The sequence below is a fragment of the Lunatimonas salinarum genome, assembly GCF_017811155.1.
GTDB classification, from domain to species: domain Bacteria; phylum Bacteroidota; class Bacteroidia; order Cytophagales; family Cyclobacteriaceae; genus Lunatimonas; species Lunatimonas salinarum.
In genome coordinates this window covers 334,867-346,938 of the sequence record NZ_JACVCV010000004.1, presented here as the reverse complement: position 1 = coordinate 346,938, position 12,072 = coordinate 334,867, and the positions used below count along the sequence as shown (strand labels likewise).

Genomic DNA, 12,072 nt, shown 5'->3' with positions numbered 1-12,072 from the left:
GGGTATTTTGCTGGTAAGCGGGCAAAGGTAAACAATTTATTGGGTGATTTCTATGACTTTGAACTCTGTCCTTCGGTTCACCTGATGTTCCTCCTCTGTCTGTGCATTTTCGATGATAAGCTGACGCTTGCCGTACCCCTTGGCTTCTAGCCTTCCAGCATCGATTCCTTGTGAGATCAAATACTGAACAGCCGATTCAGCCCGCCGTTGGGATAGCGCATCGTTATAGGAGTCGCTGGCACGGGCATCGGTATGCGAGCTTAGTTCAATGCGGATCTGAGGGTTGTCGGTTAGTATCTGCACCAGCTTATCAAGCTCCAATGCGGCATCAGGCCGAATATCGGCTTTGTCTAGGTCGTAATAGATGTTTTCCAACACAATAGCCTTCTCCAAGATAAGCGGATCCAATACCACCACAGTATCCAAGGTTATGTTGGTCACCTCTTGGATGAGCTCTTCCTGTCGAGGTGTTTTGCCATTAGTGCTGTATCGAAAGCTTTTGTTGAAGTAGCCATTTTTGGAGGCGATAATGCTGTAGGTCTGTTCCGGCTCAAGTTGGAATCTGAGGCGTCCGTTTTGATTGGAAAAATTACCGTCAATATTTTGGTTATTTTGGTCATAGAGCATCACACGGACTTGGGGCAGTACTTCTTGCCCTCCACTTTCCGTAGTGGCCAAGGTCGTCACGTTAAGTAACACGTTGACCACTTTCGGTTTAGGGGTAAGGTCCTGGAAAAAGTAGATATCGTCATCCCCCTTGCCGCCTTCCCTGTTGGAGGTAAGAAACCCTTCTTTAGGGAAATCGGTGAAGAAAATCCCGAAGTCATCAGCCCTTGAATTGATGTTCGGGCCCAGGTTTTTGATTACCGTCTTGCCGGCATCTTGATGCGCAACGAAAATATCAAGTTTGCCAAATCCAGGGTGCCCATCAGAGGAAAAGTAAAATTCTCCGTTTGGCATAGGTCTAGGGAATAGGTCGTTTCCCGCGGTGTTTATTTCCGGCCCAAGGTTTTGCACATTTCCGAAATCACCATTGGCTACCTTAGTGGCTTTGTATAAATCTATCCCCCCATAACCTCCCGGGCGGTTGGAGGCGAAATAGAGTGTTTCACCGTCGGAACTAAAGGCCGGCGTGGAATTCCAAAATTCTGGTTCCTCATTTAAAGCCATGAAAATAGGCTCGGTGAAGCCTCCTCCGCGAAAGTAGGATGCAAACAGGCTGACATCTGGCAGATCCTTTTTACTGGCAGAGTTGCCTCTGGCATAAATCATGGTATTTCCATCTGGACTGATCGCAATGGTACCTTGATTTAGGCCCTGCTCATTTCTGAATTCGGGGATGGGCTGAATGTTTTGCACGTCTACTTTTATTCCATCCGCCCGAACCCTAAAGAGCTTGGTATACCCTTGACCTACCGCAGAATAAATCCCGCCTCCTCCACGGGAACTGGTGAAATAAAGGTAGTTTTCACTCACCACCGGAGCGTAGTCAATGCCCGATGTATTGAGAAGTTCGTAATTTTCTAACTTGTGGTTGGGCCAAATGGGTTCTATCGAAGCGGTGTATTCGAGGTTTCGGATTTCCTTATCGGCGAGTGCCTGCTGACGGTCATCTTGAGTAAAGGCTTTGGAAGCCTTAAATGCTTCTGCGGCCTCGTCGTATTTGCCCTGGCTTTTGAGGCTTTGGCCTTTGTGATAGTAGGATTCAAACGTTTCCTCCTGTTCCAGCAACTTCTCGTAGTAGGGGAGGGAATTTTCGATTCGGTTGGACAACCGGTAGCTCTCTGCCACGTAATAGTTTGCGTCTTTGTTGTCGGGTTCTTTTTCCAATACTTGTCCAAATGTAGCAATCGCAAGTTGGTATTCACCGGCACTGAATTGGCCAATTCCTTTTTGCTCTAAACTCTTACAGCCTGTAGCAAGGATGAGAACTATGATAAGTAAGGTAAAACCGCGATTCATGTGTTGGCTGTGTTGAATGACGCTTATTTAGTTATAGGTAAAATCAATTAAAATACCGTTTTAGCCAGCTGTCTTTTGCCGAAATGATCCAATTGGCCATTAAATCTTCTTTTTTGCTGACGGTAGGGTCTATCACTTTTGATTCTGGAAGAATATTACCTGCAAGTACCTCTGCTTTTACGCTGCCAAGCTTACTGACTGCGAGTCTGTCGTGTTGAATGACGCCAATCTTGCCTGCGTCAAGCAGGTTTAGATTTAATTTGTTTTCTATCTCCCTCAGCACCCGGACAGAACTGTCTATGGAACATCCGCTTGCGGGCAAGCTTTGTTCGTCTACGGAAAGGACAATGACTTGGTTGAGCAGAACCTCGAATGATGTGGCCATCTGTTGGCCGTGGGTATTCCACCCATCACAAAAAGCTTTCAGCTTATTTTCTATCCAAGTGATTTCATCCTTTGCAAAGGGCCGGTCGGCTTGATAAATCCAAATCCGGGAAGAGTAAGGCATTTCTTCAAAAGGAACGTACATATTCGCTTTAATTATAGGCTAATCCAGTCGGGCTAACTTTTCGCTGTAAGGGTTTAACGTGCAATTCAAGGATAATGATACAAAAATCCGAACATCTAAACTCATAAACACACCGAAAGTTGCGTTTGTTTTTGTTTTGTCTGCCCGAAATAAGAGGAAACATGGTTTTAGAGCCCTTGATCCTTTACGATGATCTCCGCCAAATCCAACACATTTATTTCCTGCTCTTTTTCTTTGTTCTTGATTCCGTCCGAAAGCATGGTGAGGCAAAAGGGACATCCTACAGCGATGGTTTTAGCGCCTGTTTGCAGGGCTTCTTCGGTGCGTTCTATGTTGATATCTTTTTTTCCGGACTCGGGTTCTTTAAACATCTGAGCGCCTCCCGCTCCGCAACACAGGCCCTTTGTGCGGCAACGCTTCATTTCTACCAGTTCTGCGTCCAAGGCTTTGATCACATCCCTTGGGGCTTCGTACACGTCGTTTGCCCTTCCTAGGTAACAACTGTCGTGGAAGGTAATTTTTTTGCCTCGGAAGGAACCGCCCCCTTTAAGTACTATTTTGCCTTCCTGAATAAGCTGTTGCAGAAATTGGCTATGGTGCAGTACCTCATAACTCCCGCCTAAGGCCGGATATTCATTTTTTATGGTGTTAAAGCAATGGGGACAGGCTGTGACAATCTTTTTGATGCCGTACCCGTTGAGCACCTGCACATTGCTTATAGCTTGCAATTGAAAGAGAAACTCGTTCCCCGCCCTTCGTGCCGGATCACCGGTGCAGGTTTCCTCTTCGCCTAGCACGGCAAAGTTTACACCAATAGCGTTTAATATTTTCACAAAGGACTGCGTGACATTTTTGTACCTTTCGTCAAAGGAACCGGCACAACCTACCCAGAAAAGTACCTCCGGTGTTTCACCGATGCTGGCTAGTTCAGCCATGGTGGGTACCTCATACGTATCGCTCATCGAGTTGAATGTTAGGTGTTAAATTTAAGGTTTCTTCTTTAGTTCATCGGCCCATCGAAACCGGTCTGTTGGGGCGAATTTCCATGGGGAAAAGCTGGTTTCGATGTTTTGAAACATGGTGTTCCACTGGGCAGGACTGCTGTTTTCTTCCATGGAAGTGTAGCGTCTCAATTCCAAAATGATGGATAAGGGGTCAATATTAACCGGGCAGGCCTCTACACATGCATTGCAGGTGGTGCATGCGTTGATCTCTTCTTTGGTAATGTAGTCGCCCAATAGGGATTTTCCATCGTCTGCGCCAGGGCCTCCGGAAAGCAGGCTTTTGGTCACTTCCTCGGCACGATCCCGGGTATCCATCATGATCTTGCGGGGAGAAAGCTTTTTCCCGGTGATGTTTGCAGGGCACTCTGCGGTGCATCGTCCACATTCTGTGCAAGCAAAAGCATTCATCAAATTGGTCCAACTCAAGTCAACAACGTCTTTGGCACCAAAGCGGCTGACCTCGGCAGGCTCCTCGGTGGAAGATTCTCCAAGGCCTAACATGAGATTTACCTCTTTGGTTACCTCATCCATATGCTTCATTTTGCCTTTCGGGTTGAGGTTGGAATACCAGGTGTTGGGGAATGCCAAAAAGATATGAAGGTGTTTGGAGTAGCTCACGTAGATGGCAAAAGCCAAGATACCAATGATGTGAAACCACCAAGCGAACCGCTCGGTCATGATGAGTGCATTTTCACCCATACCCTCAAATAGTGGGTGGAGGAAAGTACTAAACATCAGTCCATCAAGCAGTATGTAACCGGTTACTCCCCGTTGGGCAAGCAGCTGATCGGTTGCGTTCATGGTCAAGATCGCTACCATGAGCACAATTTCAATAAAAAGGATCAGGTTGGCGTCTAAGGCCGGCCAGCCTCTCAGTTCGTTCATGGTAAGACGTGGTACCTTCGTAATGTTGCGTCTAACTAGAAATGCCACACAAGAAAAAAGGGTTGCAACTGCCAAGAACTCAAATATATTCATGGCCACCGAGTAGAAACCGCCCAGGAAAGGAGCGAAAAAGCGGTGTGATCCAGTCAGTCCATCTAAGATAAATTCCAACACCTCTAAGTTGATGATCACAAACGCCACGTAGATCAACAGGTGCAAAAAGGCCGGTATAATGCGTTTGAACATCTTTTGCTGCCCTAATGCGATCAAGCCCATTAGTTTCCATCGAACGGGTTTTTGGTCATTCCGAAGTTCCGGTTTACCGAGGAATATGGCTGTCCGGATAAACTGTATCCGTCGGAAAAGGATGATCCCCGCAGCAGCCAACAATACCAAAAAAGGTAGGGTACTTAATATGCTCATTGTGAATAAATTGGTTTTTTCAAGCTAAATTTTCGTGTTAAATCATTTGTACAAACCATACAAATACCTACCTTTGCATCACTTTAAGGAGGTGATGTAGCTCAGCTGGTAGAGCATCGGACTGAAAATCCGTGAGTCGGTGGTTCGAGCCCACTCATCACCACAAGCCCCGCTAATAACGGGGCTTTTTTATTATCTGTCCTTTCCCCGCTGAATGGGGCTGAAATGGATATGTAGGCGATCGAATTCATACCGCAAATTAGCAAATAGTCGTTATGCATACTATTTTGAACCTGTTTTAATTTAGATTGTTGCCAATTCTGTAGTTCCGTTAGCAATAATTTAATCGGGAAGCAACATTTTTGGCAAATTGGTCGCTGGGGACTATATTGAAACGAAAAGTCCATAAACCTGCTCCTTATCTACCCAAAAATGCCTCGTCCAGCCCCTACTCCTATTCTGTTGTTTTTGCTAACCGTTTTCGTGGTTTTTGTAAATCCGGTGATGGCCCAAGAGGTCCATAGGTACGATATTACCGTTGCGGGCTTTGCGATTGGAGAGATGGAGGCAAAGAAGTGGGGCGTCCAAGATACTACCTATTTTCAATTGACGTCAAAGGTTAGTTTCTGGCTGTTTGGGCAGATTAACGTAGATTACCTCACCGAAGTCAGCTATGTAAGAGACCGCCTAATCTCTTCTAGGGTAGAATCGTCTACAAATAGGGGTGATTTTCTATCTAGGGTCTGGCGGGAGGGCAGCGTGTACAAGGTGGATGCCAAGTCCTATAAATATGAATTCAAGGACGAGATTTCTGAGGAGGTGAATTATAGTGCCGTTCGGTTGTTTTTCGAAGAACCCATGGAGACCGATCGGATGCTGGCGGAGAATTACGGTGTATTTGGGGAGGTGTACAAAGTGGAAGATGGGGGCTACGAGTCGCTGGCAAATGGAAACCGAAATCGTTACGAATACAAAGGAGGCAAATTACAGCGTGCGGTGATGCAAAACCCAATAAAAAACTATGTAATAAAGCGGAAATAGACTAGGTTATGTCCCTCTTTTTATCCATGATGGCTTGAATATGGGCTATCTGCTTTTTTTTGAGGGGTTTGGAGACATGGCTGAGAATGAAGGGATGCCCTTTCCACTTGGATTCGGCGCCTTTTTCGCCGCTCTCGTTCATGGTTATTACCGTGAGGTCTGCGTGTATTTGGATGGATTTAAGGGCTTTAAACCAATCTGTTTTTCCCTGTGAATGCGTGTCAAGGTCTAAAAGTACCAGGAGGGATTTACCTGATTGATTTTCTGAGAGCAACGTTTGCCAAGCAACTTCAGAATCGTGAAACTGCCGTGGTCGCTCTGATATATCCTGTTGAATCACCGCATAGCGGTTAACCAGTTGACTCAATTCATCTTGATCGATGATCCAAAGCGCTGTTTCTAAACTTTCAGCTCGGTGCTTTGGCGTTTTTACCGGAGTGGCCTGTTCAAAGGAAGGGTCTAGTATAATTGTCTTCTGGGAAATGTCGGTGATGATCCTATCGATTTCTTGGGCCGTTTCCTGCACAGACGCGATGACTTCTTCCCGGCTTTTCAAAAGGTCATTTTCTTCATAGACAATGTCCTTGTTTTCAAGAAGGGAAAGCAGCATCATCATTCGGGAAAGTGGCGCTCTCATTACATGGGATTGCATCCAAGCGATTTCCTTCAGGATACGGTTTTGCTCTTCGATAGCCGCAAGGTGGCGGACACGCTCAGAGATGTCTAATCCAATAGCAACAAAATACTCCTCGTCATCTACAACCAGTCTTTTCAAATTTATCTTTACCGGATAAATGGTCTCGTCCTTGCGTTGGTAAATCGTTTCCAGATTAATGCTGAGATCTTCCTGTTCGAGGAGGGGTTTTAGGTACCGCGAACTGAAATCTTCGATTTCGATATCTGGCATCAAGTCCGTTAGCTTCCTATTGGTAAGTTCCGCATCGCTGTATTTTAGGTTTTTGATCGCTGCTTTATTGGCATTGATTATAGTCAAATTCCGATCGAAGAGGTAAATCTCATTGAAGGATTCCTCGACTATTTTGCTGAGCTTCCGTTGATTGGCAAGAGCTAGTTTTTCTTTGGTCACATCCTCGGTCAGCATGATGATTCCTCCGATTTTGTCCCCGTCATACCAAGGATTTATCCGCCATTTCATGAAATTGACAGAACCGTCGGCCCGCTCGAACCGGTCTTGATCCCGGCCAAAGCTTTTCCCTTGGAGACTTTGGGCGTGAAATTCACGCCATTCCTTTCCGATCTCCGGAAAAATCTCATAATGCGATTTGCCCAGCAGGTTTTCGTCGGTAATTTGGTAATCTTCCAGCCATTTTTTTGAGTAGGCCATATAGCGCATCTCCGTGTCAAGCATGGCAATAGCGGAAGGTGCTTCTTTGATAAACTGCTGCTGGTTTTCCAGCCTTTTTTTTCGTTCGGTTACGTCTTGTACGATTCCGTATATCCGGACACATTGTCCATTGTCAGCTTCGGAATTGATCTTTATCCGCACCCATTTTTGGGTGCCTGTATAGGTCCTGATTTTAGTTTCCAAGTCAACCGGCATACCTGAATTGATAGCCGTATCCATCGCCGCTATCACTTCCTCTCGATAACTACCCTCTTCGAAAAATTCCAGCCCATTTTCAAGATTTTCCCGGAAATCTTCTGGAACCTCGTGGATTTGTCTGGTAGCTTTTGACCAATTTAGCTGCTTTGTGGCAGGAAAGTACTCGAAAGCCCCCACTAAGGCCATTTGCCCGGCTTGCTCCAAAAAGTTTTTGGTTTTTATCAGGCTCCTTTCGGTTTCCTTGGTGGCCGTAATGTCTCTGACCAAGACGATGACACGGTCTGTACCAAATGGTGAAAACCGCGCGTCAAAATCACGGGTAACTCCATCGATGGGTAGCTGATATTGAAGGGAACAGACCTCTTGGCCTTTCAGGCAGGAGGTAATGCTGTTTAGCATCGGTTCAGCCAAAGAGGTTGGGAAAACTTCCCGTATGTATTTTCCCATAAAGTGCTCTAAGGGAAAAGCGAGTTCGTTTATCTGGGTTGGCTTTGTCTCTAAAAACCTGCCCTCGTGGTCGATAATAAAAAACAAGTCTGGAAGCGCAGCCAAAATAGATTCTATGTAACCTTTATTCTTTTCGGTCACTTCCTGCCATAGAAATACCCAATATCCTTCTGGTGTAGTCTCCCAACTAGCATTTAGAAAGGCAGCGCCATTTTCAGAGGGGATCTTAAGCGTCTGTTCGAAGTTTTTACTCGGGGTTTCCTGCATACGGGTTAATATCCTGTCAGCCCACGGTTTTGGAAACACCTTCGAAATAGATTGGCCAACCAAGGTTCTTTTTGTAGGGGCTAAATACTTCAGGGCAAGTGGATCAGAAAGGGTAATTACGCCGTTCATTTCTACCAGCAGCATTCCGTAACCCATACGGTTTAAAAATTTTAGCGGTAAATGAATGTTTAGGATACTAAATGCTTCCATAATCAACAGAAGGAAAAGAATGCGCACTCTAAATAGAAAGGTACGGCTTTTATCTGTTTATCTAGGCCATGTGGCCGGTTTCTTTTTTAAACTCCTTGTCCGATTTGAGGGTGTTCGCTCAACTCGTAAATTAACTTCGGCTTTAGTTGTTTCCATTCTTTATCGATCTCAGCCGCTAGCTTCTCCATCACATCCCAGTCCGGTGTGGAGAGTCCAATCAACTGGTTCATGAAGTTTGTCAGGTTGCAAAAGTACATTGCTTCAGTAGATTCTTTTATAAAGCCGGCCAGTTGTATGGCCGCTTCGAAGTTTTTCCGATGTATGAGTTCACTTAAATCGGCTAACTCCCTTCCAAGTTCTATTGATGAAGAAAGCATAAGTTGGTAAATGCGCAAGTCTCCATTGATACTTTTGAGCAGACTAATCTTATTAAATCTTTCCAATTCCTCGGTACCTTCCAAGGCTTTATCGTTTATATTCTCTTGGAATAAATACCGGATGATGAAGGTGTACAGGTCGTCTTGTTTAATGGGTTTTGTAAGGAAATTATCCATTCCAGCTTGGAGACACCGCTCTTTTTCCTCGGTAAGTGCAGTAGCGGTAAGTGCGATAATCGGAACGGTTGAAGCACCTTTGTTTGGTAGTGCACGAATCTGTTGAGTGGCTTCTATACCGTCCATTTCCGGCATGTTTACGTCCATTAAAATGAGGTCGACAACCTGGTTTTGAGCGATTTGTAGCGCCTCTACGCCATTGTTTGCTTCCAAGATTTTGGCATCCGGTATCATTCTGCTTAGAAAGGTTTTTGCCAGCAGTTTATTCATGGGAACGTCTTCGGCAATGAGAATTACCTTGGAGGATCCGGAGTTATTGATTTCGGGCTGCAGTTTGCTATTATGCTTGCCTGCATCACCATCAGACCCCACGGATTCGATTAAGGTGCGAAGTGTGTGGAATTTGATGGGCTTCACGAAGCAGTGGGATATATCCAGCCGATTACACGCAGCTTTAAGATCCACATCATCCAATGGACTATGTGCCAAAATCACGGGTAATTCTTCGTTTCCTATTCGCATTTTCTCTCGAATGATTTCGATGGTTTCAAGTCCATCTAGAAATGGCATGTGGTAATCTACAATAGCCAAGTCAAACCGATCTTTTTCATTCAGCAGTTTGAGACTTTCAAATCCGTTCCTAACCCGGGTAGTAAGGATGCCCCAATGATTGAGGATTCGTTCGGTGATTTTGCTGCTGTTTTCGTTGTCGTCTATAATCAGTACCTGCTGTATAGATCCGTTAATACCGTCGCGTTCTCCGTCACTTGGCGATATCCTGGTTTCCAGCTGAAAGGAAAATTCCGATCCCTGGCCCGGTTCGCTTTCCAATTTGATAGAGGCTCCCATTTTTTGTGCAAGCAAATTGGAGATACTAAGCCCAAGTCCGGTTCCGCCATATTTCCTAGTGGTGGAGCTGTCTGCTTGAGTAAAAGCAGTGAAAAGGCGCTCCTGCTTTTCTTTTGGGATACCAATTCCGGTGTCCCGTACCGCGAATGAAAAAATGCCGGAATTTTCAGGTGTCTGCTTATAATTTAGTCGAAGTTCTACTTCGCCTTTTTCGGTGAATTTTACAGCATTTGTGAGCAGGTTGATGAGTATCTGCTTTAGGCGCGTGGGGTCAAAGTAGGCGAATTGGGGAGTCTCGGGATCTATGTTTAGTAAAAGCTCCAGGTTTTTTTGTCCGGCAGGGTACTTGACGATATCTACTGCTTCTTCCGCTATTTCCCAGACATCGGTTTCAAATATCTCCAAATCCAGCTTGCCGGCCTCGATTTTCGAAAAGTCCAAGATGTCATTGATGATTCCGAGAAGTGACTTTCCGGATACGTGGGCATTGGCTGCATACTGCCGTTGGATGTCATCCAATGTTGTGCTGAGCAACAATTCGGTGAAACCAATAACTCCATTTAAAGGGGTACGGATTTCATGGCTCATATTTGCCAAAAAATCAGATTTCGATTTACTGGCTTCTTCTGCCCGTTCACGCGCCGTGATCAGTTCTTGCAAGGTCTGATGCTTCAATTCGATGTTTACCAGAAGCTGCGCGAGGAAAGTCAATAGAATGCGCTCACTTTCCCGATAGGTGTATTTTCTTTGAACGAAATCCAAGCCTACAAACCCCAGGCACTGATCGCCACTCAGGATAGGTAAGGTGTAGAAGCTTTGAATATTTTGGCTTTCAATTAACTTGCGAACGGGACTTTTCTTAGGCAGTAGAGAGGAATCTTCCCAAAGTATTTCTTTTCCACTCCGGTGTATTTCCGCATACTCTTGGATATCGGAAATGGACACGTTTTGTAGTGTGGTGATTTGGGGTGTGATGCCCTCTGCGCACCATTCATAGGTATTGCTGTAGGTGCCTTTTTCCCAGTCGTATGAAAATATGTAAGCTCTATCCGCTTGGCTAAATTCCCCAAGTTTTCTAAGCGACCATACAAGTGATTTACCTACTTCGGAGGGTGGCATATTGATGTAGGTCAATGCCATGTCTACCAAGATGTTTTGAAGATTGGCCAGATGACCTAGCTCAATTTCAGCGTTTTTGGAATCATTAATATCCTGAAACACGCCGTAAAAGCGGATACACTGGTCGTTCTTAAATTCCGCTTTGGCCAAGGATCTCACCCACTTGAGGTTTCCTTTTGCGGTGACGATGCGAAAAACTTCGTCGTAGCCCTCGCCGGTTTCAAGAGCGCGTTTGACTAAAAATTTGATTCGCGACCGGTCGTACCCTTCTTGGTAGAATTCGATACCTGAATTTAAGTTGGGATCGAAATCTGACTCTACTTCGTGGATTTCACGGGTGATCTGCGACCACTTGATTCGATTGGTGGCAATATCCATGTCCCAGGCTCCAATATGGGCAAGCCTGCCGGCGTCTTCCAGAAGCTCTTTGGTATGCCGAAGTTCTGCTTGCGATTTAATTCGTTCGCTCACATCCCTTGCAGAGGCATACACTCGTTCATTGATCCGGACACCGTGCCATTCTAGGTGGATATAGTTCGTGTTTTTGCATTGAAATCGGTTGATAAAACTAAAAATCATTCCCTCTTCCTCTAGGGCTGCCAATGCTGCCCTGGAGGATTCGAGGTCTTCCGGATGGATTAGCTCAAACAGGGATTTTCCCAAAATGTCTCCGATAGCGTGTCCGGTTTTTTCTTCCCACGAAAAATTTACACGTAAAAAGTGCCCGGCTTGGTCTATAATGCAAAGGAAATCTAGGTTGCCTTTGGCAAATCCTTCGTAATCTTTTTGCGCCTGTTTTTGAGAGGTGATATCCATCAGCAGTACGGATATTTCAGTATCCTCCAAAATCGTGGATTCATACCTAAACCACTTATTTAGCGAAACGAAAAACACCTCGTTGAACGATTCCTGGGACGGATTTTGAACTACATAATTGAGTACTGTCCAAGGAAATTCATGTTCAGGTTTAATCGTTTCCAGCTGGGTGGATTTCTCCGAGTTAATACCTATAGCCTTCCAAAATGCGGGGTTTGTCTCCAGTACTAGAAAGCAGGTTGCGCCCTTTTTTAGTCCAGATAGATTTTGCTGCTTAAACCTGGCATATCCTAGTGAGCTCTTTTGGAGAGGGTTGTTGGGATTGGTACGGTTCATTAATAAGAAGTAACAAAGTCATGCTAATGATCACTTGAAGTAAAAATACACGTTTTATTTTAATTT

7 protein-coding genes and 1 tRNA gene are annotated in these 12,072 nt (G+C 45.2%); 2 read left to right on the top strand and 6 right to left on the bottom strand.

The annotated features are described in order from the left end of the window. Positions 1-36: 36 nt before the first annotated feature. The 4 genes from IAQ59_RS06970 to IAQ59_RS06955 all read right to left on the bottom strand — a co-directional run bounded on the left by IAQ59_RS06970 (position 37) and on the right by IAQ59_RS06955 (position 4,803). Positions 37-1,962 carry a CHU_0125 family OmpA-like outer membrane integrity protein gene (locus tag IAQ59_RS06970; RefSeq protein WP_209330066.1) on the bottom strand — a complete coding sequence of 642 codons (1,926 nt, stop codon included), beginning with the start codon at positions 1,960-1,962 and terminating at the stop codon, positions 37-39. A gap of 43 nt (positions 1,963-2,005) precedes the next feature. Further along, positions 2,006-2,491: a hypothetical protein gene (locus tag IAQ59_RS06965; protein WP_209330065.1), complete on the bottom strand. Its 486-nt coding sequence runs from the start codon at positions 2,489-2,491 to the stop codon at positions 2,006-2,008. A 167-nt stretch (positions 2,492-2,658) separates the two neighbouring features. Further along, positions 2,659-3,453, bottom strand: a complete 795-nt coding sequence (locus tag IAQ59_RS06960; RefSeq protein WP_245189477.1) for a (Fe-S)-binding protein — start codon at positions 3,451-3,453, stop codon at positions 2,659-2,661. 24 nt (positions 3,454-3,477) lie between these two features. Further along, positions 3,478-4,803 carry a 4Fe-4S dicluster domain-containing protein gene (locus IAQ59_RS06955; protein WP_209330064.1) on the bottom strand — a complete coding sequence of 442 codons (1,326 nt, stop codon included), beginning with the start codon at positions 4,801-4,803 and terminating at the stop codon, positions 3,478-3,480. Positions 4,804-4,893: 90 nt separating this feature from the next. Between IAQ59_RS06955 and IAQ59_RS06950 the strand changes: the two genes are divergently transcribed. Both IAQ59_RS06950 and IAQ59_RS06945 read left to right on the top strand, forming a co-directional pair. After that, a tRNA-Phe gene (locus IAQ59_RS06950) sits at positions 4,894-4,966 on the top strand. Between the two features lie 269 nt (positions 4,967-5,235). After that, positions 5,236-5,844 carry a DUF6134 family protein gene (locus IAQ59_RS06945; RefSeq protein WP_209330063.1) on the top strand — a complete coding sequence of 203 codons (609 nt, stop codon included), beginning with the start codon at positions 5,236-5,238 and terminating at the stop codon, positions 5,842-5,844. A gap of 1 nt (position 5,845) precedes the next feature. Here the strand turns inward: IAQ59_RS06945 and IAQ59_RS06940 are convergent, their stop codons facing one another. Then, positions 5,846-8,278, bottom strand: a complete 2,433-nt coding sequence (locus IAQ59_RS06940; protein ID WP_209330062.1) for a PAS domain-containing protein — start codon at positions 8,276-8,278, stop codon at positions 5,846-5,848. A gap of 140 nt (positions 8,279-8,418) precedes the next feature. Next, positions 8,419-12,006, bottom strand: a complete 3,588-nt coding sequence (locus IAQ59_RS06935; RefSeq protein WP_209330061.1) for a response regulator — start codon at positions 12,004-12,006, stop codon at positions 8,419-8,421. Between the last annotated feature and the right edge of the window lie 66 nt (positions 12,007-12,072).

What these genes read in the sequence shown, in the direction of transcription:
- IAQ59_RS06960 (WP_245189477.1), bottom strand. Translation starts at nt 3,453, where the DNA reads ATGAGCGATACGTATGAGGTACCCACCATGGCTGAACTAGCCAGCATC.
- IAQ59_RS06955 (WP_209330064.1), bottom strand. Translation starts at nt 4,803, where the DNA reads ATGAGCATATTAAGTACCCTACCTTTTTTGGTATTGTTGGCTGCTGCG.
- IAQ59_RS06940 (WP_209330062.1), bottom strand. Translation starts at nt 8,278, where the DNA reads ATGGGTTACGGAATGCTGCTGGTAGAAATGAACGGCGTAATTACCCTT.
- IAQ59_RS06945 (WP_209330063.1), top strand. Translation starts at nt 5,236, where the DNA reads ATGCCTCGTCCAGCCCCTACTCCTATTCTGTTGTTTTTGCTAACCGTT.
- IAQ59_RS06970 (WP_209330066.1), bottom strand. Translation starts at nt 1,962, where the DNA reads ATGAATCGCGGTTTTACCTTACTTATCATAGTTCTCATCCTTGCTACA.
- IAQ59_RS06935 (WP_209330061.1), bottom strand. Translation starts at nt 12,006, where the DNA reads ATGAACCGTACCAATCCCAACAACCCTCTCCAAAAGAGCTCACTAGGA.
- IAQ59_RS06965 (WP_209330065.1), bottom strand. Translation starts at nt 2,491, where the DNA reads ATGTACGTTCCTTTTGAAGAAATGCCTTACTCTTCCCGGATTTGGATT.